The 23,100-nt window shown below is 73.7% G+C and carries 17 protein-coding genes; 10 read left to right on the top strand and 7 right to left on the bottom strand.

All coding sequences use genetic code 11. From position 1 onward, the window contains the following. Window positions 1-3 precede the first annotated feature (3 nt). Window positions 4-1,527 (bottom strand): amidase, encoded by a 1,524-nt coding sequence (locus G3I60_RS12120; protein ID WP_164293340.1) that lies wholly within the window; start codon window positions 1,525-1,527, stop codon window positions 4-6. A gap of 228 nt (window positions 1,528-1,755) precedes the next feature. On the opposite strand from G3I60_RS12120, the gene hypE reads away from it, so the two are divergent. Continuing rightward, on the top strand, window positions 1,756-2,763 hold the full coding sequence (hypE, locus tag G3I60_RS12115) for a hydrogenase expression/formation protein HypE (protein WP_164293339.1): 1,008 nt from the start codon (window positions 1,756-1,758) through the stop codon (window positions 2,761-2,763). Between the two features lie 27 nt (window positions 2,764-2,790). On the opposite strand, the gene G3I60_RS12110 is transcribed toward hypE, so the two are convergent. Continuing rightward, on the bottom strand, window positions 2,791-4,158 hold the full coding sequence (locus tag G3I60_RS12110) for an MFS transporter (protein WP_164293338.1): 1,368 nt from the start codon (window positions 4,156-4,158) through the stop codon (window positions 2,791-2,793). Between the two features lie 246 nt (window positions 4,159-4,404). On the opposite strand from G3I60_RS12110, the gene G3I60_RS12105 reads away from it, so the two are divergent. The 5 genes from G3I60_RS12105 to G3I60_RS12085 all read left to right on the top strand — a co-directional run bounded on the left by G3I60_RS12105 (window position 4,405) and on the right by G3I60_RS12085 (window position 14,158). After that, a complete protein-coding gene (locus tag G3I60_RS12105) occupies window positions 4,405-5,853 on the top strand; it encodes an AAA family ATPase (protein ID WP_164293337.1) in 1,449 nt (482 codons plus the stop codon). 315 nt (window positions 5,854-6,168) lie between these two features. Further along, entirely contained in the window at window positions 6,169-7,170 is a 1,002-nt protein-coding gene (locus G3I60_RS12100; protein WP_138350844.1) for an AfsA-related hotdog domain-containing protein, read from the top strand. 91 nt (window positions 7,171-7,261) lie between these two features. After that, window positions 7,262-10,030 (top strand): AfsR/SARP family transcriptional regulator, encoded by a 2,769-nt coding sequence (locus tag G3I60_RS12095; protein ID WP_164293336.1) that lies wholly within the window; start codon window positions 7,262-7,264, stop codon window positions 10,028-10,030. A gap of 82 nt (window positions 10,031-10,112) precedes the next feature. Beyond that, the gene (locus G3I60_RS12090) at window positions 10,113-12,377 is read left to right on the top strand and encodes a LuxR C-terminal-related transcriptional regulator (RefSeq protein WP_164293335.1); all 2,265 of its coding nucleotides are present in this window, start codon (window positions 10,113-10,115) and stop codon (window positions 12,375-12,377) included. Then, entirely contained in the window at window positions 12,368-14,158 is a 1,791-nt protein-coding gene (locus tag G3I60_RS12085; protein ID WP_164293334.1) for an AMP-binding protein, read from the top strand. The genes G3I60_RS12090 and G3I60_RS12085 overlap by 10 nt, the downstream gene beginning before the upstream one ends. Before the next feature lie 26 nt (window positions 14,159-14,184). Here the strand turns inward: G3I60_RS12085 and G3I60_RS12080 are convergent, their stop codons facing one another. Then, the gene (locus G3I60_RS12080; RefSeq protein ID WP_232484643.1) at window positions 14,185-15,138 is read right to left on the bottom strand and encodes a polyprenyl synthetase family protein; all 954 of its coding nucleotides are present in this window, start codon (window positions 15,136-15,138) and stop codon (window positions 14,185-14,187) included. Window positions 15,139-15,430: 292 nt separating this feature from the next. On the opposite strand from G3I60_RS12080, the gene G3I60_RS12075 reads away from it, so the two are divergent. The 3 genes from G3I60_RS12075 to G3I60_RS12065 all read left to right on the top strand — a co-directional run bounded on the left by G3I60_RS12075 (window position 15,431) and on the right by G3I60_RS12065 (window position 17,498). Next, window positions 15,431-15,676: a hypothetical protein gene (locus G3I60_RS12075; RefSeq protein WP_164293333.1), complete on the top strand. Its 246-nt coding sequence runs from the start codon at window positions 15,431-15,433 to the stop codon at window positions 15,674-15,676. Window positions 15,677-15,818: 142 nt separating this feature from the next. Then, window positions 15,819-16,580 (top strand): SAM-dependent methyltransferase, encoded by a 762-nt coding sequence (locus G3I60_RS12070; protein ID WP_164293332.1) that lies wholly within the window; start codon window positions 15,819-15,821, stop codon window positions 16,578-16,580. Further along, a complete protein-coding gene (locus G3I60_RS12065) occupies window positions 16,581-17,498 on the top strand; it encodes a hypothetical protein (protein WP_164293331.1) in 918 nt (305 codons plus the stop codon). Here G3I60_RS12065 and G3I60_RS12060 read toward each other — a convergent pair. From G3I60_RS12060 to G3I60_RS12050, 3 genes are all read right to left on the bottom strand, one after another. Further along, window positions 17,463-17,684 (bottom strand): MbtH family protein, encoded by a 222-nt coding sequence (locus tag G3I60_RS12060; protein WP_164293330.1) that lies wholly within the window; start codon window positions 17,682-17,684, stop codon window positions 17,463-17,465. The two genes, G3I60_RS12065 and G3I60_RS12060, sit on opposite strands and share 36 nt — an antisense overlap. An 81-nt stretch (window positions 17,685-17,765) precedes the next feature. Next, the gene (locus G3I60_RS12055; protein ID WP_343241936.1) at window positions 17,766-20,660 is read right to left on the bottom strand and encodes an AAA family ATPase; all 2,895 of its coding nucleotides are present in this window, start codon (window positions 20,658-20,660) and stop codon (window positions 17,766-17,768) included. A 195-nt stretch (window positions 20,661-20,855) separates the two neighbouring features. Further along, a complete protein-coding gene (locus G3I60_RS12050) occupies window positions 20,856-21,701 on the bottom strand; it encodes a metallophosphoesterase (RefSeq protein WP_164293328.1) in 846 nt (281 codons plus the stop codon). A 337-nt stretch (window positions 21,702-22,038) separates the two neighbouring features. Here G3I60_RS12050 and G3I60_RS12045 point away from each other — a divergent pair, with 337 nt between their 5' ends. Beyond that, window positions 22,039-22,761, top strand: a complete 723-nt coding sequence (locus G3I60_RS12045; RefSeq protein ID WP_138350854.1) for a 4'-phosphopantetheinyl transferase — start codon at window positions 22,039-22,041, stop codon at window positions 22,759-22,761. Window positions 22,762-22,819: 58 nt separating this feature from the next. Here G3I60_RS12045 and G3I60_RS12040 read toward each other — a convergent pair whose 3' ends face one another. After that, a complete protein-coding gene (locus G3I60_RS12040; protein ID WP_164293327.1) occupies window positions 22,820-22,993 on the bottom strand; it encodes a hypothetical protein in 174 nt (57 codons plus the stop codon). Window positions 22,994-23,100 lie beyond the last annotated feature (107 nt).

Below are 23,100 nucleotides of genomic sequence, written 5' to 3'. Positions count from 1 at the left end.
TCCTCACAGAGGGGGCAGGGTGGGCATCAGCGGGCCCTGGTCCACCGGGAGTTCGGGAAGGAAGCCGAACAGCATCGAGGTGAGCCCCCACATCCCGGTGAATTCCGCGACCTCGGCGTCGTCGACGTCCACTCCGGTGTCGCGCAGCGCGGCGGCGAGCCACCGCTGCTTCTCCGGGTCGCCCGGGGACGCCTGCGGTTCGGAGACCGGGACGGCGGCGGGCAGCGATCCGGCGGCGAGGTCCGGGCGGCGCAGGTGCCAGTTGGTGTTCGACTGGTAGACGTCGGCGAGCGCCGCGAGCCCGAAGTCGCTCCACGGCAGGCCCGCGAGCTGCAACGACAGCGGCATGCCGTCGCCGCCGAAGCCCATCGGGACCGCGACCGCCGGGAAGCCGACGGCGCTCCACAGGCCGGGCAGCCAGGAGACGGTGCCCAGCGCGGCGGGGTCGTCGTAACGGGGCGCGGTGGTCGGCCAGGTCGGGGTGGCCATCGCGTCGAGGCCGTCGAAGCGTTCGCGCAGGCTCGCGGCGGCCGAGGCGCGGACCCGCTGTGCGTGCAGATAGGTGGGCGCGCCGACCAGGCCGCCGAGGACGGCGGTCCGGCGGAACGGCCGCCCGTACTCCGCCCAGCGGGTGCGCAGCCCGGCGCCGTGCAGCTCGAACGCCTCCGCGAGGAGGGTGATGAACTGCGCCGCGAACAGCGGGTACACCTCGGGGAGTTCCACGGTGACGATCTCGGCGCCGGCTTCCCGCAGCTCTTCGAGGGCGCCGGCGAACGCCGCCGCGCAGTCCTCCGACAGCTGCGCCGACTCCTCGAGCGCCTTCGCCGGAACGCCGATGCGGGCGCCGCGCAGGTCGGTCCGCCAGCCGGTGGCGTCCGGCCGCCCGGCCAGCACCGCGAGGGTGCTCGCGCAGTCCCTGACGTTGCGGGCCAGCGGGCCGACGACGTCCAGCGAGCGGCTCAGCGGGCGGCAGCCGCCGTCGGGGACCAGGCCGTGGGTGGGCTTGAAGCCGGTGACGCCGCACAGCGCCGCCGGGATGCGGATGCTGCCGTTGCTGTCCGTGCCGAGGCCGACGTCGAACAGCTCGGCGGGCAGCCCGTTGGCGCTGCCGCAGCTGGAGCCGCCCGTCCAGCGGTTGAGGTCCCACGGGTTGCGCGGCACCGGGAAGTCCAGCGCCGGGTCGGGCCGGCCCAGCGCGTGCTCCGCCATGGTGGTGCGGCCCAGCGGTACCGCGCCCGCCGCCCGCAGCCGGGCGACCGGTACGGCGTCGCGCCCGGCCCACCAGTCCGCGTCGTGCACCCGGCTCTGGCAGGTCGCGGGCGCCTCACGGGTCGCGAAGACATCCTTCACGCCCAGCGTCAGCCCGTGCAGCGGCCCGGCCTCGGCACCGTCCGCCACGGCGGTGTCCAGTTGCTCCGCCGCGGCGGCGGCCTGTTCGGTGAACCGGCCGAGATACGTACCGAGTACCGGGTCGAGCCGGTCCGCCCGGTCGAACGCCTCTGCCACCCGGGTCCTGACGTCAGCCATTCCCGTCCATCCTGTCCTCGGCCGATCCCTGCTGAATTCGGACTCCGAGTCTAGGTAAGGGGAATTGTGGTCCAGACCCCCTTTCCTGCCCCCTAGCACCCCCTGTCGACCTGCTGTCAGAACTTCCCCCGACTACCGTGAAAGGGCCCACGGGGAACATGGTGCGACCGTGCCCGTCCGGGCTCTGAGGGCCTATTCGGCCGGTTCACGGGGGAGCCTTCCTTGATAATGGATGTGAATTCCTGGCCGGTCGGGCAGGTCGCGCTCGCCGACGACTCCGGACCCGGCCCACGGCAGTTGACGGCTCTGGTCCTGGACGTCCTCGGACCGGGGCTCGCGCCCGGCGGGCTCCCGCCGCTGTCCGGCGAGCCGCTCACCGTCCGTACCGGCAGCTACGTGGTCGACCCGCCGTTCTTCGGCAACGGCGACCTCGGCCGGCTCGCGGTGGCCGGCACCGTCAACGCGCTCATCGCGACCGGAGCCGACCCGTACGCCCTCACGCTCGGGCTGATCGTCGAGGCCGGGACACCGCTGCAACTCCTGCACCGCATCACGGAGTCCATCCGCGACACCGCCCATGAGGCGGGGATCGCCATCGCCGCCGTCGACACCCGGGTGGTGCGTGCGGGCGACGCCGACCAGCTGTTCCTCACCGCCACCGGCATCGGGGTCCACCGCCGTCCGCCGCTGTCGCTGGGCGCGGTACGGCCCGGCGACCGCGTCCTGGTGACCGCGCCGCTCGGCAACCACGCCGTCCATCTGCTGTCGCTGCGGGCCGGACTCGGCTTCGAACACCATGTGCCCAGCGACTGCGCTCCGTTGACGTCCCTGCTGAACGGGCTGCCGCCGGGCGCGGTCCGGGCCGCCGCACCGATCACCTCGGGCGGACTCGCCGCGACGCTGCGCACCTGCGCGACGGCCCGCGGGCTCACGCTGCGGATCGACGAGGGGGCGCTTCCCGTCCAGTACGAGGCGCGGCCCGCCTTCGAACTGCTGGGCCTGGCACCGCTGCACACCGCGAACGCCGGCTCGATGTGCCTCTTCGCGCCACCGGCGGCGGCCGACGCGGTCCTCGCCGCGCTCCGCTCCCACCCGTACGGCCGCCAGGCCGCCATCGTCGGCACGGTCACCGACGACACCGCCGGGGCCGTTGAGCTCCGCTCCCCCGACGGGCCGGTCCACCGGCTGCCCGCCGGGGTGCCGCCGGGCAGCGCGGAACCACCGCGGCTGCGCTGACGGCCGCGCCCCGCGCGGCGGAACCCCTCAGGCCGCCGCGACCAGCCGGTCGTAGCCGCGCAGCAGCGTCAGGGCGGCGGCGGTCGCGAGGACCGGCAGCAGGGTGAAGCCGAGCAGCACGCCCAGTTCGGCCGTGGAGCTCTGCTGGGCGGACTCGCCGTCGGTGGACGAGGCATAGCCGAAGATCTGCAGGACCAGCCCGTAGAGGAAGGGCGCCAGGGCGAGGCCGAGCATCTCGCCGGTGGTGAAGACGCCGGAGAAGACACCGGCCTGGCGGCGGCCGGTGCGTTCGGTGTCGTGGGTGGTGCGGTCGGTGAGCATCGCGTACAGGAAGAGCAGCTGGCCGGCGTGCCCGGTGCCGGTCACGGCGATGGCGACGGCGACCACGGCGACGGGCAGGTCCGGCGAGGCGAGCAGCAGCAGGCAGCCGGCGATGAAGAGCCCGCAGGCGGTGGCGTATCCCTGGCGGTTGCCGATACGGGAGCCGAGCCGCGACCAGAGGTTGACGGTGAGCAGGTTCGGCAGGACGAAGGCGCCGACGACCAGCCCGGTGGCGTCCGAATCGTGCAGCACGTGGTCGGTGAAGTACGGGGCTCCGACGAGCATGAAGCCGGTCGCGAGGGACTGGACGACGCCGCAGCGCAGCAGCGCCATGAACGGGGCGTTGGCGCGGGCCACGGCGAACTGGTGGCGCAGGCTCGGCTCGCTCTCCAGGACCCGGTCACCGCGGGTTCCGGCCGTGCCGAGGAAGGCGCCGACCGCTCCGGCGGTGATGACGAGCGCGCCGAACAGGCCGACCCAGCGGTGTCCGGGAATGCCCCCGCCGCCCGCGTCCGCGATGGCGGGTCCCGCGGCGCCGGCGATCAGCGCGGCGATACCGATGACGGCCACCCGGCCGCCGACCAACCGCAGTTGGTCCTGGCGCCGGGTGGTGATCTCGGCGGGCATGGCCGCGTACGGCACCTGGAAGAACGCGAAGGCCGTCGCGGAGAGCAGGAATCCGGCGCCGGTGAACCAGGCGCCCGCCGTACCGGCCGCCACGCCCGAGAACATCAGCGCGAACGTCAGGGCCGCGGCGAGACCGCCGAGCAGCACATACGGCCGGCGCGCGCCCCAGCGCGTCCGGGTGCGGTCGCTCGCCCGGCCGACCAGCGGGTTGAGTACCGCGTCCCACACCTTGGGGAGCAGCACGACCGTGCCGGCCAGGGCGGCCCCGATACCGAGGGTGTCGGTCAGATAGGGCAGCAGCAGAAGGCCCGGCAGGGTGTTGAACGTTCCGGTGACCAGCGAGCCGGAGGCGTAGCCGAAGCGCAGGCGCGCGCCCGGGACGGCGGGCGCGGCCTGCGGTCGGGGCCGCGCCGGCAGGACAGCTTGTTCGGGTTCGACGGCCGTCATGACGTGCTCCTCCGACATCGGTCGGGGACGTGGCGGGATGCCGCCAGGCCCACTTGCCCCCGAGCCTGACCAACGGGCAGCCTTGGCGGAAGTCGGGGAATTCCCCCACATGGCACTTCCTGTCGTGCAGCTTCCGGACAGGGGAACGCTCTTGGCCGGGTCCCCCGGGGGCGGGCACGCTGCGAGTGCCGCCGAGATCACCGGGACCCTGGAATCACCGAGGACAGCGAGGACAACGTGCCGCCTGTGGAGACCGCCCTGTCGCAGGCCACCGGCTCCGCACCGGTCGGCCGTCACAAGGAACTGCTGTTCCTGGAGGAGTCGTTGCGGCTCGCCCGGACGTCGGCGCGGATCGTCTCGCTGGCCGGTGAGCCATGGGTCGGCAAGTCCCGGCTGCTGGCGGAGCTGATCGCCGCGGCGCACGACGGCGGCTGGACGGTGGCCGCGGGCCGGGCCGGACGGCTCGGCGGACCCGTGCCGTTCGAGGTGTTCGTCGACGCGCTCGACGACCAGCTGGCGCGCATCGGCCCCGACCTGGCCGAACGGCTGGGCCCCGGGGAGGCGGACCGGCTCGCCGGGGTCTTTCCCGCGCTGGCCGCGGGGCGCCAGGAGCCGTCCGGGCCGGTCCCGGCCGACCCGGACGCGTACTGGCTGATCCGCGCGATGCGCGCCCTGATCGGACGGGCGGCGGAGGCGAACGGACTGCTGCTGGTCCTCGACGACGTGCACCGGGCCGATCCGCTATCGCTGCAGCTCCTGGACCACCTGGTCCGGCATCCGCCGCAGGCACCGGTGCTCATCGCGCTCGCCTACCGCGACTCCCCCACCGCGCGCCATCTCTCATCGCTGCGTACCCTGCGGGCACACGGCGCCACGCCGTCCTGGCGACACCTGGACGTCGCCCCGCTCCCCGAGCGGGACGCCGCCGCGCTGCTGCCGCCCGGACTCGACCCGATCCGGCGCCAGTTGCTGCTGCGCGACGCAGCCGGGGTACCGGGGCTGCTGCACGCCCTGCGGGACGCGGGCCGGCTGCCGGTCAATCCGGACGCCGCTTCCGTGGACTTCCGCGCGCTGTCCCCGGTGGCCTGGCGGACCGCCTGCGCCGCCGCCCTGCTCGGCGACCCGTTCACGCCCGGCACCGTCGCCGAGGTGGCGGAACTGCCGCTGGAACGGGTGCTCGGCGGGCTCGACGATCTGCAGAGCGAGGGCCTCATCCGGCCCGACGGCCATCTGCGCCGCTTCCGCTTCCGGCACCCGGCCGTCGCGGGCCTCGTCCTGCGCGCCACCGACGCCGGCTGGCGCTACGGCGCGCAGGGCCGGGCGCTGCGGGCCACCGCGCAGGGATCGACGCAGGGATCGACGCAGGGAACAGCGCAGGGAAGCACGCAGGTGACCGCCGCACCCGCCCGCAAGCCGATGCCACTGTCCGCGATGACGGACGCGATGGACGCGGAGGACCTGACGGCCGACCTGCCGGACGGGCCCGGCGCCGTCGAGCTGGCGTCGCTGAGCCGCCGTGAGGTCCAGGTCGCCGTGCTCGTCAGCGCGGGCTTCACCAATCAGCAGATCGCGGGGCGGATGCAGCTCAGCCCCAAGACCGTGGAGACGTATCTGAGCCGGATCTTCAAGAAGCTGGGTGTCGTGTCCCGTACGCAGGTCGCCCATCTGGTGGGGCGCGGCGGCCGTCACCTCTAGGAGCGAGGGGCCCGAGGCGCCCGGGTATAGCGAAGGCCCCGCCCAGGGGTCCGGGGGAAGACCCGGGGGCGGGGCTCGCGGGTTGCCCAGGGCTCCCATGCGGGGGAGTAAGGGAGCGGGGGCAGCGGTACGAGAGTGCGCCTGACCTCATGGGCTTCGCTAAAGCCTCACCGGAGGATCAACGGGGCGGAGTTCCGGCCGTGCAGCTTGCTGCCACCGCTCTCAGCTGGCCCGGACCCCCCTGGCTCCGGAACCTTGGACGAGGAGACTCCCGACGCCGCATCCGCGGGGAAGACGCCGGACCAAGGAGACGCCATGACAGTAAAAAGCGCGGCCACCGCTGAACTGGCACTCGGCAACGGCACCCGCCACCTCATCCACTGCCCGCCGTCGTGGGACCACTACCTGCTGGATGCCCCGAGCGTCGGGGAGGAACACTTCGTGCTGGCCGGTGAGCTGCCGCGGGCGCATCCGCTGTTCAACGACGGTCCCGGCCACTTCCATGACGCACAGATCGTCACGGAGACGATCCGGGAGATCGGCGAGTTCGTCGGCCACCGCTACTTCGGGGTGCCGCAGGACCGGCCGGGGCTCTTCTTCGGCTTCAACCTGCACCTCACCGAGCTGCGCGCCTGGCGCACCGACTGGGCCAACGCGACGGACTCGGGCACGGCGAGGATGACGACGGGCATCACCGCGAAGCCCGCGAACGCGATGAACGGCGTACCGCGCGGCCTCGACTTCCAGATCGACGTGAAGATCAACGACATGCCGTGCTGCACCGGCACGGCGGGGCTGGTCTTCCTGATGCCGCAGCTGCACCGCAACCACCTGGCCCACAACCGCCAGGCGCTGCGCGCCGCACCGGAGCTGGACGATGCCCCGGACGGGGCGCTGCGGCCGGTGGACCCGGCCGAGGTCGGCCGCTCCGCGGTCTCGAACGTCGTGGTCAGCGAGCCGTCGGAGTCCTCGCGCGGCCGGCTCACGACGTGGGTGCTGACCGACAACCCGAATCCGGTCTTCGCCCCCGAGGGCGGCCACCTGTCGGGGACGCATCTGCTGGAGTCGTTGCGCCAGACCTCGCTGCTGGCGGCCGGCCGGGCCTTCGGGCTCGCCCCCGCACGCAGTACGCCGACCTCGTCCGAGGTGCACTTCCGCAGCTACGCGGAGCCCGAACTGCCGTTGCGCTGCACGGCGGTGCCGGGGGCGCTCGGCCGGGACGAGTACGGCCGGCCGGCCGTGCCCGTGACGCTGACGGTGACGCAGCGGCGGCGTGCCGTAGCGGAGGCCAGGACCACCGTGGTCCAGGACTTCTGACCCGGCGCCACCGACCGGTCCTTGTACGTACGACAGCAGGCCTTGCACAAACCTTGCACGCGGGAACGCAGAGCGGGACGGGGGTAACGCGATGAGATTCTGGATTCTGGGCCCGATGGAGATCGGTGGGGACGACGGGCCGGAGGCCGGACCCGACGGCGCCGCCACGCCCGCCGTCTCCTACACACCGCGCGCCGCCAAGCTGCGCGTCGTGCTGGCCGCCCTGCTGGTGCGGGCGAACGAGGTGGTGTCGGTCGAGAGCCTGATCGACGAGCTGTGGCAGGACAACCCGCCGCGCACCGCCACCACGACCCTGCAGGTCTACGTCTCCCAGCTGCGCAAGCTGCTGCACTCCGCGGACCCCGAGCACGGCCGCGACACCCTGCTGACCCGCCCGCCCGGCTATCTGCTGCGGCTGGAGCCCGACCGGCTCGACATGACCACGTTCGAGGAGCTGCACGCCCGCGGACGCAAGGCCCTGGAGACGGAGGACTACGCGTCCGCCGCGGAACTGCAGCAGCGGGCCATCGCGCTGTGGCGCGGACCGCTGCTCTCGGACACCCCGCACGGCCCGCTGCTGGGCGGTGCGGCGGTCCGGCTGACCGAGGCCCGGATGACGGCGCTCGACCAGCGGATCCGCGCGGACCTCCAGCTCGGCCGGCACCGCGGGCTCATCGCCGAACTGCAGTCCCTGGCCTCGGAGCACCCACTGCGCGAGGAGTTCCACGCCCATCTGATGGTGGCGCTGTACCGGACCGGCCGGCAGGCGGAGGCGCTGCGTACGTTCGGACGGGTGCGCCGCACCCTCGTCGACGAGCTGGCCATCGAGCCCGGCCCCCGGCTCCAGCGGCTGCACCGGCGCATTCTGGCCGGGGACGCGGCGCTGCTGAGCTCGGGCTCCAACGGTGGCAACGGCGGCGCAGTCGTCGTCGGAACGGCGACCGGGTCGGGATCCGGTGCTGCGGACGGGCCGGCGCAGAGCCTTCCCGAACGGCCCGCGTTCCAGGCCGTCACCTCGCTGCCCGCGGCGGACGGCGCGTTCACCGGCCGCGATGCGGTGCTCGCCGAGGTGGAGCGGCTGCTGCGGGACGCCCCGGCCGGGACCAGCGTCGCCCTCACCGGCAAGCCCGGCGTCGGCAAGACGGCGCTGGCCGTCGAGGCCGCGCACCGCAGCGCCGACGCCTTCCCCGACGGCCGGATCTTCCTCGACCTGGAACCCGACCCCGGACGGCCGCTCGGCGCGGCGGACGCGATGACCCGGCTGCTGCGCCGCGCGGGAACGCAGGTCACCCTGCCCGCCGAGGCGCAGGACCTCCAGGACGCGCTGCGCCATCTGCTCACCGACCGCCGGATCCTGCTGGTCCTGGACAACGCCACCTCCGAGGCGCAGCTGCGCCCGCTGCTGCCCGCCACCGCGGGCTCCACCGCTCTCATCACCGGCCGCCGGCTGCCCGCAGGACTCGGCGGCGTCCGCCCGGTGGTGCTGGACGCCCTCGGCCCCGAGGAGTCGCTGCGGCTCTTCGACGCGCTGGCGGGGCCCGGCCCGGCGGCCGCTGAGCCCGCTGCGGCGGCCGAGATCGTGGAGCTCTGCGGGCATCTGCCGCTCGCCGTGCACATCGCGGCCGCCCAGTTGCGCGCCCGGCCGCACTGGACCGCCGGTTCGCTCGCCGCCCGGCTGCGCGACGAACGCTCCCGGCTGACCGAGCTCCAGCTCGGCGATCTCGACGTGCGCGGCACCCTGATGGTCGCCTATCTGGACTCCTCCCCCGCCGCGCAGCGCGCGTTCCGTCTCCTGGGGCTGCTGCCCGCAGGACCGTTCGGGCTGTGGGCGGCGGCCGCCGTCCTCGGTCTGGAGGAGGGCGAGGCCGGCCGGATCGTCGAGAACCTGGTCGACGGGCGGCTGTTGGAGGCGTCCGTGCACGACGGGCTCCGCCAGGGCCGCTACCACTTCCATGAGCTGCTGCGGATCCTCGCCACCGAACTCCTCGCCGCCGAGGAGACCCCGGAGTCGGCACGCGCCGCCACCGAGCGGATGTGCGAGGCGTACACGCAGGCCGCCGAGCGCGCCGACGCGGCGCTCACCCCGCGACCGGTGACCGGACCGGTGGCTGTCCCCGGTCCGGTCACCGACCACCCGCAGGAATGGTTCGCCCAGGAGCAGCCGGCCCTGGTGCACGCGGTCCGCGCGGCGCACGCCGCCGGGCTGTGGTCCGCCGCGCTGCGTCTCGTCGACGCCATGACCGGTTATCTGGAGGCGCACGCCTCCTGGGCCGACTGGCAGGCCACCCACACCTTCGCGCTCGACGCCGCCCGGCAGAGCGGCGACCGGGCGGGCGAGGCCCGGATGCTGCGTTCGCTGGGTGACCTCGCCTGGCAGAACCGGCGGCTCGCCGAAGCCGCCGACCTGTACACGCGGGCCCGGGACACCGCGGAACTCTGCGACGACCCGTACGAGTACGGCCGCGCCCTGGTCGGCCTCGCCGACCTCCACCTGGACAACGGCGACACGTCCGCGGCCGCCGCCCTGCTCGAACCGGCCCTGGCCGCCCTCGCCGCCCCGGCCCGGGCCCGCGGCCGGTACGACGCGCTGCGCGCACTGGCCCTGCTCGCCCTGGAGGCGGAGGGCCCGGAAGCGGCCCGGGCCCGGTTCACCCAGTGCCTGGACCTCGCCACGGCGCTCAAGGACCGCCGGCTGGAGGCGTACGCCCGCCGAGCGCTGCGGGCGCTGCGTGACCCGGCACCGGCCGCAGGCAAGCCCACCGACCTCGAAGTACGCCCCGGCATCTGGCGGCTGCGGGCCCCGGCGCCACGCCGGTCGCCGCTCCCGGCGCCCGGCCGTCTTTCGGCCCTTACCGCCTGATCCGCACGCCCGGCGCCAGGTTTTAGTACTGCTTTGGCCGAGGGGCCGACCATGACCGCGTCCTATGAGGGCAGGGGGAACGATGCCGGTATCGCAGCAGGAACGGGAACGGCGGCACGACCGCCCGCAGGCCGGTCCTGAACGGTTCGGACCGCGCCGGAGTCTGGTCGGGCGGGAGACGGAAACGGTCGTACTGGCCGGGCGGTTGCGGGATCCGTCGGTGCGGCTGCTGACCCTGACGGGGCCCGCCGGGGTCGGGAAGAGCCGGCTCGCGGCGGAGGCCGCCGCCGGGGCGGCGGACTTCTTCGACGAGGTGCGGTGCGTGGACCTGGCGCGGGAGGCGCTGCCCGACCGGGTGCCGGACGGGCACGTGCTGCTCGTCCTCGACGGCTGCGACCAGCCGGACGTCCCCCCGGTCGCCGGGATCGGCGAACTCATCGCGTCCAACGATCACTTGGTGGTGCTGGCCACCGGCCAGGAGCCGCTGCGCGTCTACGGGGAGCGGCTGCTGCCCGTCGCACCGCTGCCGGTGCCGGAGACGGCCGCAGCGGCGGAACCCGATGTGCAGGAGGTCCAGGACGTTCCGTCGGTCGCACTGTTCATCCGGCGGGCCCGGGACGCCGACCCCGGCTTCGCGCTGACGGCGGAGAACGTCGCGGCCGTCGCGGAGATCTGCGCTCTGCTGGAGGGGCTGCCGCTCGCCGTCGAGCTGGCCGCCGGGCGGCTGCGGCTGTTCCCGCCGCACGTCCTGCTCACCCGGCTGCGGCACCGGACCACGATCCTGGCCGGCGGCCCGCTGGACGCGCCGGAACGGCACCGGTCGCTGACGGCGCTCGCGCGATGGAGCTGCCGGCAGCTGGACCCCGAACAGCGCGCGCACCTGGAGCAGCTGGCCGTCTTCGAGCGGGGATTCGGACTGGCGATGCTGGTCCGGGTGGGCGCCGAGGACGTGCTGGAGACGCTGATCGACAAGAACCTGCTGACCGTCGTCGACCAGGAGCTGGGCGAGCCCCGGTTCGCCGTCCCCGAGCCGGTGCGGTCGTTCCTGCTCACCGAACTGGAGCAGGCGGGCGGCACCGACGCGGCGCTGGACCGGCACGCGAGCGAGTACCAGCGGCTGGTGACGGCCACCGAACCGCGGCTGGCCGGCACCGAACAGGAGAAGTGGCTCGGGGTCCTGGCCGCGGAGAGCGGCAACATCAGCGCGGCGCTGCACCGGCTGCGCGCCCGGGGCGACCGGGAGGCCGTCGCGGCGCTGGTCACCGCGTGCCGGCAGCCGTGGCTCGTCCAGGGGCGGCTGCGCGAGGGCCTCGACTGGTGCGACGGCCTCGCCGAGGACGGGCCGGGTGACGGCGGCGGAACGCTGCCGGAGCCGGTGCGGGCCCGGCTCGTCGACCTGTCGGGCACCTTCACCGCGGCGCTCGGCGACCCGGACATGGCGGTACGGCGGCACCGCCGCGCGCTCGCGCTGTGCAAGCGGCTCGGCGACCGCCGGCAGGGCGCGCTGGTGACGGCGCGGATGGGCAGGGCGCTGCTGCTCCTGGGCGATCCGTCCGGGGCGCAGGCGGCGCTCGGCCCCGCGCTGGCCACCCTGGAGTCGCTGGGCGCGGCGGGACCCGCGGCCGAGGCCGGCACCGCGCTGGCCGGGGCGCTGCGCGTCCAGGGCGAGACCCGTAAGGGCAAGGAGCTGCTGGACCGCGCGCTCGACGCGTACCGGCGGATCCGCGACCCGCGCGGACTGGCGACCGCGCTGCGCGAGTCCGCGGCCTTCGCCGAGGACGCCGGGGACCTGGACGCGGCGGACCGTGCGTTGCGCGAGAGCCTGCGGCTGTACGACTCGATCGGCGAGCGCACCGAACTCCCCGCCACCCTGGAGTCGTTCGCCCTGCTGCTGCTCCGCGCCTCCCCCGGCCAGCAGCCGCGCGCCGTCCGGCTGATCGCGGCCGCCGACGCGCTGCGCCGCGGCTTCGGCGGCAAGGTGCCCGACGAGCGGTGGGGGGTGCTGGAGGAGGCGCTGGCCGGGCTGCGGGAGCGGCTGCACTGGACGGGCTTCGCCACCGCGTGGGCCGAGGGGCTGCGGCTGGCGCCCGGCGCGGCCGTGGCGGAGGCGCTGGCGGCGGCCGTGCCCGCCCCGCACGCCGAGCAGGAGAGCCCGGCGGCCCAGCCGCTCACCCCGCGCCAGGTCCAGGTCGCGATGCTCGTCTCGGAGGGTCTGACCAACCGGCAGATAGCCGGTCAGCTCGGCATTTCCGAATGGACGGTGGTCAACCACGTCCGCCAGGTGATGCGCCGGCTCAACTGCACCTCCCGGGTGCAGGTGGCCTGGTCGGTCGGCCGATGGCCGTAACCGTGAACGGGCGTACGGAGACGGCCGCGGACCCGGCGGAGCAGGCGACCGGACACCTGTCCGGGCTGCTGGCCGCCGTCGCACCGCCCGAGGAGGTGGCGGCCCGGTTCCGGGCCGAGGGCTGGTGGCGGGACGAGACGTTCCTGTACGACCTGTACCGGACCGCGGCCACCGATCCCGGCCGGCCCGCGATCGTCTCCCAGCGGATCCACCGCCCCGCCGACCGCCGTACGGTCACCGTCAGCTACGCACAACTCGCGCTGTACGTCGACCGGTTCGCCGCCGCGCTCGACAGTCTCGGGATCGGCGCGGGCGATCCGGTCGCCTTCCAGCTGCCGAGCTGGTGGGAGGCCGCCGCGCTCACCCTGGCCTGTCTGCGGGTGGGCGCGCTCGCCGTTCCCGTCCTGCCGACCGTGCGCGCGCACGGCCTGGAGCGGATCCTGGAGGGCAGCCGGGCCCGGATCTGTGTGGTGCCCGACGTCTGGGAGGGCTTCCCGCACGCGCAGGCCCTCGCCGATCTCGCCCCGGCGCTGCCCTGGCTGCGGCACCGCGTGGTGATCGGTGACGCCGCCGCGACAGGAGCCCTCGACTTCGCCGGGTACTTCCAGCGCACCCCGCACGAACGCGGCCCGCGGGCACGCCGGTTGGGCCTGCGCTCCGACCGGGCGGACCGGATCAGCCTCATGATCACCGTCATGAGCCTGGGCGACGCCTACGCCGCCGCCCTGCACACCCCCAACACCCTGTACGCGAACATCAGCACCCAGCGGGACCCTGCGGGACCGGGCCGGCGGCCGGGCGAGGTCTTCTACTCGGCGCTGCCGCTCACCTCCCTCGCCTCGCTGCTCTACAGCGTCTGCTGGCCGCTCGCGGTCGGCGGCACCGGGGTCTACCAGGACGTCTGGGATCCGGGCAGCTGCCTCGACCTGATGGCCGCCGCCGGGGTCAACCAGGCGTACGCGGCGCCCGTCTACTGGTCCGAGGTGCTCGCCGCGCAGCGGCACCGCCCCCGCGAGCTCGGCGCCCTGCGCCTGCTGCTCTCCGGCGGGCGCACCAGCACACCGGCCCAGCTGCTCGCCGATCTGCCGGGGGCGCTGGGCGCCCCGGTCCGTACCGTCTGGGGCGCCCCGGAGCTGGGCATGGGCACGGTGACCCGCGGCGACACCCCGGCCGAGCGCAACGCCGAGAGCGACGGGCGCCCGCTGCCGGGTCTTGAGGTCTCCGTGGTGCCCGCCGAGGGCGTCGGCGACGCGCGGACGTCCCAGCTCCGGGTCCGCGGTCCCTCCGTCTGCCTGGCGACGTGGCAGCGCGGCGGCGGACCGGCCCCGCTGATCACCTGGGACCGCGACGAGGGCTGGCTCGACACCGGGGACCTCGCCAAGGCCGACGGTCTCGGCGGCGTCCAGGTGATGCGGCGGGCCGGTGAGCGGCTGGGCGGCATCTTCCTGGTGCCGGTGGCCGAGCTGGAGGAGCGGCTGCTCACCCATCCCCGGGTGCGCGAGGCCGCGGTGGTCGGCTACGTCGATCCGGAGTACGGCGAGATGCCGTGCGCCGTCGTCGTGCCCACCACCGAGGCGGAACCGCCCGGCCTCGTCGAACTGCGGGACCATCTGGCCGGCCGGGGCGTCGCCGCCGCGTTCCTGCCGACCCGGCTGGAGCTGGTCGGTTCGCTGCCCAGGGACGACCGGGGCGAGCTGCGCAAGGAGGGCCTGCGCAGCTGGCTCGCCCGCATCCGGCCGGGCGTGCCCCGCCCGGTCCCGGTCCCCGCGCCCGACGCGTAGGGCCGGTTCATGGTGCGGGGGCCGGGTTACTCCGACAGGCCGGAGATCCGGATCGCGAACGCGGCGAGTTCGTCGCGCCAGCCGGGGGCGAGCGGCGCGGCGTCCACGACGCGGTCGGCACGGGCGACGAGCTGGGAGATGATCCGCTCCGCCGTGTCCCGCTCCTCCGTGCCGAGCAGCACCTCGCGCAGCATCTGGGCGTCCCAGTCGTAGCCGGGCCCGCCCTCCAGGAAGCCGCGCAGCCGCCAGGCGGCGTGCAGCGGGCGGGCGTAGTCCCGGTACGAGGCGGCGAGGTCCTGTCGGCCGGCCAGCGCGGCGCCGAGCTGCAGCGGGTGGTGCAGGGCGTACCAGCCCGCCCCGCAGCCCTTGGCGCAGCCCGCGATGCAGCGGCCCGGCCACGGGTCGTCGAGGTATTCGGTCGCGCAGGCGGCGTCGGTGTGGGCGCCGATGACACGCTCGGTGCGCAGCTCGTCCCACAGCTGCCACGCGGCGGCGGGCAGCCGGGACGCGAGCCGGTCCGCGTAGGCGAGCGCCAGATCGCCCGCGAGCACCGCGGTGCCCTCGCCGAAGCGCCGGGACTCACCGCGCCAGCCGCTGCGCTCGTGCTCGGCGGCGTGGCTGACGTGCAGGGTGGGGATGCCGTGCCGCAGCGGGGCGTTGTCGCGGATGTCGCTGCGGATGAGGAAGCAGGTGTCGAGCAGTTCCAGCGCGGCCGCCGCGTCGACGATCGCGGTCGAGGTGGGGTCGCCGCCCGCGGCGAGGTAGCCGGTGACGCAGATGGCGGGGCGGACCCGGTCGCCGCCCGCCCGCACCAGCTCGGTGATCGAACCGACCAGGCTCGCCGCCCTCGGGTTCACCGCGTGCCAGCGGTCGAACTCCCCGGCCAGCAGGCCGCGCAGCCGCTCCTCCACCTGGTCGAGCAGTCCGGCACGCAGTTGCCCGGGGACGGATGTCTTCGGCGGCAGAGGATGCGTGGTCATGATGAGCCTCCCTGGATCGGCTGCTCCGAGCCTTCCGGGGCGGTCGGTGCCGCTCAAGGGCGGTGGGCGGCCCGCCGGCCGAAACGGCCGCGCGGCGGCTTCCGAAGAGCCCGTTCCCTGCCATCCGCGGGAGCGCCCGGCAGGGGGTTGCTATGCGCTTGTCATGGCGCCGTGGTCCGGCACAAACCCCGCGCATACCCGGCTTTAGCGCGGTGTCGGTTCATGGGGGTGCTGCTCGACGCGGGCAGACCGGGCACCACGCCCGACCCACAGCACTGCTGCAGGAGGACTCGTGTCCAACAACTCGTCGAACAACAACAACGACTCGAACAACAGCAACAACAGCTCCAACAACAACGCGAACGTGAACAACAACGCGACCACGAACTTCGCGGACAACAACAACAGCAACATGAACAACAACGACTCGAACAACAACGGCAACAACAACGCCAACACCCCGCGCCTGCAGAGCGTCGTCCCGGCCGACCTCGCGCAGATCCTCGAGGACATCGACGCGGACAACGGCGACGCGTGACACCGCCGGGGCGGTGCGGTCCTGACGACCGCACCGCCCCGCGCGCACGCACCACCCCGCGCACAAGCACCGCCCCGCGCACCCGCACCCGCACCCGCACCACCCCGCCGTAGCGCGGCACCGCCACCGGGAAGGAACCGCGATGAATCGCATCAGGGTCGTCGGGCTCGGCGTCCAGGGGATCGAGCAGCTCACCCTCGCCGGACTGCGCCAGTTGCGGGAAGCCGAAGCGGTGCTCCACCTGGTCGACCCGGCCGTCGACGTCCGCGAACTGACCGACCGGCCCACCGAATCGCTGCACGCGCTGTACCTGGCCGGTGTACGCGACCACGACGACTTCGGCCGGCTGCTCGGCCGCATCCTGGACCGGGCACGATCCGACGGCGATATCGCCGTCCTGCTGCCCGGCGATCCACGGCTCGGCGTCACGGTCGTCCAGCAGCTCCAGCGACTGGCCGACGCGGGTGAGCTGACCCTGCATGTCGAGCCGGGCGTCTCGCACTTCACCACCACCGTCAACAACCTGGGGATCGACCCGCTGGAACGCGGCACCCTGGTCGTCGACGCCCATCGCCTGCTGCTCTTCCAGCAGCTGCCGAACCCCGCGTTCAACACCTTCGTCTACCACGTCGACGGCGCGGACCAGGCGGAACTGCTCCAGCGGCTGCTGCTGCGGTCCTACGCCGCCGAGCACCCCGCCTGCCTGGTCGAGGCGGGCCCGGCCGCGGACGGCACCTCCGCCGTGGCATGGGGCCGGGTCGGCTCGCTGTGCGAACTGCTCGCCAACGTCCCCTTCGCGAGCCCGCTCTACCTCCCGGCCGCCGTTCCGCACCGTGTCGACCGCGCCGTCCTGGCCCTGCTGACGCCGTTCCGCTCCGAGCCGGCCGAGCCGGCCACCTGGTGAATGAGCCCCCGGAACACCGCGGTTGACGCACCCGGCGCACGCGTACCCGCCGATGCCGTCTTCCCGGGCGACGCCACCGCCGTGGCCGCGTACCGGGACCAGCGCCGCCTGCTGCAGAAGGAGGCGGTCCTGGGGCGCGGCGAGCTGATCGAGAGCGTGCTGCGCGGCCGCCGGGCGGCCCTGGCCGGACTCCGCGGAACCCCTTGGCTGCGGCGGCTGATCGACAGCACCCACCGGCAGGTCCGGCAGGTGATGGCGCGCCCCGAGTACGCGGACGTCCTGCCGCTGCGCCGCTCGATGCTGACGTTCCTCGCCGAACTGCCGCTGCCCATCCCGGCCGACAGCGTCATCCTGCGTCACCCCACCCACGCGCCCGCCGCCGAGATCCTGGCCGGGCTGCCGGAGCTGCGGCACCGGCGCCCGGAGGTGACTCGGATCCTGGCCGAGTCCTCGCTCCAGGAGACCGGCACCCCGTTCCGCACGGTGGACGACGACAACGGCCGGGCGATCGTGCTGGGCCAGGACGCCCCCACGATCGACGCCCTGGCCGGCATCGCCCACGAGCTGGGCCACTGCCTGTACGAACGGGCCCGCCCGGGGCGCTCGGTCCGGTCGCAGTTCGCGTCGGAACGGCTCGCGCACTGCCTGGAGGAGCGGCTGGTCGCCGCGTACCTGCGGGAGCGCGGCAGCCCCGAGGAGTGCCGCGACTGGTGGTCCTACCAGCGCCGGGTGGACGCCCACAATCTGTACTTCTTCCGGCTGGAGCGGGCACTCATGTACGAACAGCCCGACTCCGTACCGGAGTTGATGCCCGAGTCGACGACGTCGTTCCGTGAGTCGCTGTTCATCCTGCCGGGCTACCAGGTGGTGTACGCCCGCGCGTCACTCGCCCGGCTGCCCGCTCATGGCGGCGCGTAGGCTCACCGGCCGCATGTCCGTCCAGTGCGCCTCGATGTGGTCCAGGCAGGCCTGCCGGCCGCTCTTCTCCAGGACGATCCGCCAGCCGGCGGGCACGTCGTTGGCGGCGGGCCACACGGAGTACTGGCCCTCGTCGTTGACCAGTGCCAGATAGGTGGCGTCCGGGTCCTCGAACGGTGTGCTCAACTGCTCGTCCTCTCCCTGGGTACGGGTTTTTCTGCGGTTTGTGGACTTCCAACAAGTGTGCGACGCACGTGAGTTCAGCGGTCACGCCATTTCGGTGACGCTGAGCTGAAGGTCCACCGGCAGCTCCTGCCGGCTGCTGATGCTGAGCTTGCGGTAGACCCGCGTCAGGTGCTGCTCGACGGTGCTGACGGTGATGTAGAGCTTCATCGCGATCTCCCGGTTGGTGTGCCCGTGCACCGCGAGCATCGCCACCCGCTTCTCGGAGTCGCTGAGCTTGGCCTCCAGGTCCGCGTAGGCCGCCACCGGCGCCGGATCCTCCGGCACCCCGCCCGCGGCGCTGTGCCCTGGGAGGGTCTTCTCGCGCAGCGCCTCGGCCCCGCACTCCTGCGCCAGGTGCCAGGCCCGCCGGTTGACCATGTTGGCGCGGGTGGGCTCGCCCAGTTCCTTGAGCACCTGGCCGAGTTCGGCCATGGACCGGGCCAGCTCGTAGCGGTCGCCCGAGCGGCGCAGCTCGTCGACGGACTTGGCGAGCAGGATCTGCCGCTCCCTGGGCTCACGCGTCGCGGCGCGCAGCCGCAGCGAGATACCGGACACCCATGGGTTGGCGGCGTCGCGGGTGGCGAGCTGGTCGGTCACGAAGCGCTCCGCCTGGTGCGCCTCGCCGAGCTGCAGCAGCGCCTCGGCGGCGTCGGTGCGCCACGGCAGCAGCAGCGGCCGGTCCAGCCCCCAGCGCTTGGTGCGCCGGCCGATGTCCAGGAAGTCGCCGAGCGCGGCGTGGTAGCGGCTGGTCGCCAGGTGGTACTGACCGCGGGCGCGCAGATAGCCGAGCCCGTGGAAGCTGCCGGCCAGGCCCTCGGGGACCGGCTGGCTGAGCACCCGTGCGGCCGCGTCGTAGTGGCCCATCGCGGTACGGGCGCGGACCAGTGTCGCCGCCACCCCGCACAGGAAGACGCTGCCGCCGCGTTCCGGCACCAGCTTGAGGGCATGCGCGGCCCGCTCCTCGGCGCCCTGCAGATCCCCCTGGCGCAGCAGGGCCTCGGCCCACAGCGAGGTGAACAGCGCCTGCCAGCCCGGGGCTTCGCGGCGGGCGGCCTCCTCGCCGATGACCTGGCTCCAGTGCACGGCCCGCTGCGCGCCGCCCAGGTGCAGCAGGACCCGCAGGGCCTGCACGATCGGCTCCACGGTGGCGGCCGCGAGGGTCGTGCCGCGCAGGAACAGTTCGGCGTCCTCGGCGGCCGTGCCGTCCTGCACGCCGTCCGGGATCGCCCACAGGGCGGCCGGCGCGACGGCCACCGTGGCGGCGTTGACGCTGGAGTGCGCGGCGGTGGACGGTGGCGGCGAGCCCGCGGCGCGGGTCCGCCCGCCGGACCAGCGCGGGAAGGCGGACAGCCCGTCCAGCGGATCGTCCCGGTGCCCCGGCAGCTGGCCGCCGGGTCTGCTGCCGAGCGCCGAGCCCAGCGACGAGACCGGTGCCGTGCCGTGCTGCGGGTCGGGCCGGCGGCCCGTGTCACCGGTCGCGGTCGCGAGCCGGGCGAGTACGTCGCCGGCCTCGTCGATCCGCCCTTGGGCGGCCAGCAGCCGGGCGAGCGGGCCCATCCGGGCGGGGGCGGGCCGGTCGGCGCGCAGCGCGTCCAGCGGTTCGGCGAGGTGCCGTTCCGCGGCGCCCGGGTTGGTCCGCCAGGTCACGGCGGCCAGCCGGGTGCGGAACTCCGCGCGCTGCTCGTCGTCGGTGCACCCCTGGTACGCCAGCTCCAGGCAGGCGGCGGCCGGTACGGCCTTGCCGTCGGCGAGCAGCTGCTCGGCCGCCGCCCGCAGGACCGGCACGGCCCAGTCCTCGTCCGCGTGCTGGGCGGCGAGCAGCTGGCCGGCGACGGCCGACGCGGGCATGCCGTACTGGTGCGCGAGCCGGGCGGCCCGCCGGTGCAGTCCGGTGCGGGCGGCCGGATCCATCCGGTCGAGGAGCGAGCGGCGCACCGCGGGGTGCCGGAAGCGGAAGCTCTCCAGGATCCCGGCGGCGTTCAGCGCGGCGACCCCCTGGACCGCCGCGGGAGGGGTGATGCCCAGCAGTTGCGCGGCCAGTTCCGCGGTGCCGGTCCTGCCCAGGACGGCCAGCGCCTCGGCCAGCTGGGTGGTCCGCGGCCCGCAGCGGTACAGGCACGCCAGTACCGCCTGGGTGAACGCGCCGCCCGCTTCCGGCTCCGGGATCGCGCCCGCCGGGGAGTTGCGCCGGGCGACCCGGTACTCCTCGACAAGCGCGCGCAGCAGCAGCGGGTTGCCGCCGCTGACGGTCCAGAAGTGGCCGGCGTGGTCGGCGAGCCGCTCGTCCCCCGCCGTGTCCGGCTGCCCGTCGAGTCCCTGGGCGAGCACCTCGGCGACGGCGTACCGGCCGAGCCGCTCCAGACGGACCCGGGTGAAGTTGGGCTGCCGCAGCAGCTCCGTGCCGAACACCGGGTCGTCGCTGCGCTCGTGCACCGGTTCGGTCAGCACCAGCAGGATCCTGGCGTTGCGGGCCCTGCGGGCCAGCTGCAGCAGATAACGGCAGGACAGGTCGTCCACCAGATGCAGGTCGTCGACGCAGATCACCACCGGCGTCCGCGTACTGAGGTCATGGACGGCGTCGCTGAACGCCTGCATGGCCTCGATCCTCGACGGGCCCTGGTTCTGCGCCGGTTCCGGCAGTGTCCCGGGCGGCGCGCTGTTGACGAGCTGCCCCAGTACAGCCAGTGGCAGGGCCCGTTCCGCCGCGGATCCCATCGCGCGCAGCACGACGGCACCGGCCTTCTCGGCCGACTCGGCGACGGTGTCGGCGAGTTCGCTCTTCCCGCAGCCGACCGCGCCTTCCACCAGCACGATCCGGGCATGTCCTGCCATACATCCGGCCAAGGCCGTATCCAGTAGCGCCAGTTCCGCCTCACGGTCGATCAGCACCATCTTCGCCCCACTGTCCCCGTAATCCAGTGCGGTCCTCGCTCCCACCGGCCGGAATAACCGGCCATTTTCCCCAGGGGAAGCGCATTGGCACTGGCGAATTGAAACGGAGGATTCTCCCCGTTGAATCAGGAATCCAGTGTAGGCAGGGAACTCGCGCCCCACGGTGGCCGGAAGTTGCCCTGCAGTAAGTACTCCAGCGGCGCGCGAGTGCCCGCCCGGGGTGCTGTCGGGCGGGGCAGGTCAGAGGGCCGTGGCGGGTTCCGGAAGGATCTGCCGCGGTACGTTCCTGGGGTGTCCTGGAGTGCGCCACTCACGGGGGTAGCCGACCGACACCTCTTCGAACCGAACGCCGTCGTACCAGGTGGTGCGCGGAATGTGCAGGTGCCCGTAGACGACGGCGGCGGCCCGGAATCGGGTGTGCCAGTCCGCGGTCAGCTCCGTTCCGCACCATTGGGCGAATTCGGGATAACGCAGGATATTCGTCGGGTCCCGCACCAGGGGGAAGTGGTTGACGAGGACGGTCCGCAGTTCGGGATCGCAGGCTTCCAGCCGCTGCGCGGTCTCCGCCAGCCGGGCCCGGCACCACGCGTCCCGCGACGGGTAGGGATCGGGGTGCAGCAGGAACTCGTCGGTGCAGACGATGCCGGCCTCGTAGGCCTGCGCGAGCGACTCCTCCTTCGTGCCCGCGGTGGGCGTGCGGAAGGTGTAGTCGTACAGCAGGAACAGCGGCGCGACGACGACCGGGCCACCGGGGCCGCTCCACACCGGATACGGGTCCTCCGGGCTGTGCACGCCCAGTGAGCGGCAGACCTCCACCAGATGCCGGTAGCGGGCCTCGCCGCGCAGCTGCACGGAATCGCCGTGCGGGGTCCACAGGTCATGGTTGCCCGGCGCCCACACGACATGGGCGTAGCGCAGGCTCAGCAGTTCCAGCGCCCACTCGATGTCCTCGAGCATCTCGCCCACGTCGCCCGCGACGATCAGCCAGTCCGACGGGTTGTCCGGGCGCAGCTCCTCGAGGATCTTCCGGTTCTCCGGATGCGCGACATGCAGGTCACTGATGCCCAGCAACTTCCCTTGAGACATCCGATGAGGGTAGAACGGCGAAGAGTGGGGAAGAACCCCTAAGTCCGGGCAGGCACCCCCTGCCCCCGGCCCCACGGGCCGCCTTGCCATGGCGTGTAGCAACCGCATGGCAAGCCGGCGCGCGCCCGTGCCTGCCGACCGGCAGGCCGTCCGCACGCCCGCTCCCGGATAGCAGCTGCCGACCATGAATCGGGTCCGTGACCTGCCCTGTCAGCACCGCCGGAGCATCGTTCGTTGTCCCGTGACCCCCCGGAACGGCAGCGTGGAAATCGCTCGCCACACACCGGAGCGAGCACGCAGCAGACGCCGACGAGGCGTCGGACGAAACGGGGCTCCCATGATCGCGCAGCTGCTTCCCACCGAGGTCGTCGCCGTGGACGCGACGATGGATCCGCCCGAGGCGACCCTGTTCCCGGAGGAGGCGGAGCAGATCCGCAACGCGGTGGAGAAGCGGCGACTGGAGTTCACCACGGCGCGCTGGTGCGCCCGCCGCGCCCTGGCCGGGCTCGGCCTGCCGGCGATGCCGATACTCCCCGGCACCCGTGGCGCGCCGCAGTGGGCGCCGGACGTGGTCGGCAGCATGACGCACTGCAACGGCTACCGTGCGGCGGCCGTGGCTCGCACCAGTGACATCGCGGCGATCGGGATCGACGCCGAGCCCAACGACACCCTCCCGGAGGGCATCCTGGAGTCCATCGCGCTCCCCCAGGAGCGGGGTTGGGTGCGTCAGTTGATGCGGACGGCCCCCGAGGTGTGCTGGGACCGGCTGCTTTTCAGCATGAAGGAGTCGGTCTACAAGGCCTGGTTCCCGCTCACCGGCCGGGAGCTGGACTTCGAGGACGCGCTCATCACCGTCAACCCAGTGGCGCGTACCTTCCGCGCCCGGCTGCTGTTGCCGGCGTCCGCCCTGAAAGAGGGGGACCCCACGGGTTTCAGCGGCCGCTGGTCGGCGGGCGGTGGCGTACTGGTCAGTGCGATCGCGGTTCCGGCCACGGTTCCCGCGACGGTGGGGGCACAGCAGAACGCTCCCTACCAGATCCTGGTAGGGAGCGCTGCGTGAATCAGGCCGAACGACCGGGGATGGTCAGTCCCCCGGGATGGTCAGTCCCCCGGGATGGTCAGTCCCATTCGTCGTCATCAGCGTGTACGTGCCCCGTGTTGTAAGCCACGGGAGTGCTGATGGCATCCCCCGCCTGACGTTCCAAGGTCTGCGCCTGCGCCGGGGAGTACCCGACCGCCAGCGCCGCGACCGCACTTGCGACGAGTACCGCCCGTACGGTCACACTCTTCATATTCGCCGAAACCCTCATGTTTCCCCCAAAAGGATCGGTCTAACGGACTTCACTGCTGTGCTGCCGTCACTTGAGGCTCACTAGAGCCACTGTCCGACCCGCACACA

Source organism: Streptomyces sp. SID13666, from assembly GCF_010548325.1.
GTDB lineage: Bacteria > Actinomycetota > Actinomycetes > Streptomycetales > Streptomycetaceae > Actinacidiphila > Actinacidiphila fildesensis.
The sequence above is the reverse complement of the archived record's forward strand: the minus strand, read 5'-3'. Positions and strand labels throughout refer to the sequence as shown.

Coding starts and splice junctions, on each gene's coding strand:
- G3I60_RS12070 (WP_164293332.1), top strand. CDS start 15,819: ATGAATCGCATCAGGGTCGTCGGGCTCGGCGTCCAGGGGATCGAGCAG.
- G3I60_RS12065 (WP_164293331.1), top strand. CDS start 16,581: ATGAGCCCCCGGAACACCGCGGTTGACGCACCCGGCGCACGCGTACCC.
- G3I60_RS12090 (WP_164293335.1), top strand. CDS start 10,113: ATGCCGGTATCGCAGCAGGAACGGGAACGGCGGCACGACCGCCCGCAG.
- G3I60_RS12110 (WP_164293338.1), bottom strand. CDS start 4,158: ATGACGGCCGTCGAACCCGAACAAGCTGTCCTGCCGGCGCGGCCCCGA.
- G3I60_RS12050 (WP_164293328.1), bottom strand. CDS start 21,701: ATGTCTCAAGGGAAGTTGCTGGGCATCAGTGACCTGCATGTCGCGCAT.
- hypE (WP_164293339.1), top strand. CDS start 1,756: ATGGATGTGAATTCCTGGCCGGTCGGGCAGGTCGCGCTCGCCGACGAC.
- G3I60_RS12120 (WP_164293340.1), bottom strand. CDS start 1,527: ATGGCTGACGTCAGGACCCGGGTGGCAGAGGCGTTCGACCGGGCGGAC.
- G3I60_RS12040 (WP_164293327.1), bottom strand. CDS start 22,993: ATGAAGAGTGTGACCGTACGGGCGGTACTCGTCGCAAGTGCGGTCGCG.
- G3I60_RS12080 (WP_232484643.1), bottom strand. CDS start 15,138: ATGACCACGCATCCTCTGCCGCCGAAGACATCCGTCCCCGGGCAACTG.
- G3I60_RS12045 (WP_138350854.1), top strand. CDS start 22,039: ATGATCGCGCAGCTGCTTCCCACCGAGGTCGTCGCCGTGGACGCGACG.
- G3I60_RS12095 (WP_164293336.1), top strand. CDS start 7,262: ATGAGATTCTGGATTCTGGGCCCGATGGAGATCGGTGGGGACGACGGG.
- G3I60_RS12085 (WP_164293334.1), top strand. CDS start 12,368: ATGGCCGTAACCGTGAACGGGCGTACGGAGACGGCCGCGGACCCGGCG.
- G3I60_RS12100 (WP_138350844.1), top strand. CDS start 6,169: ATGACAGTAAAAAGCGCGGCCACCGCTGAACTGGCACTCGGCAACGGC.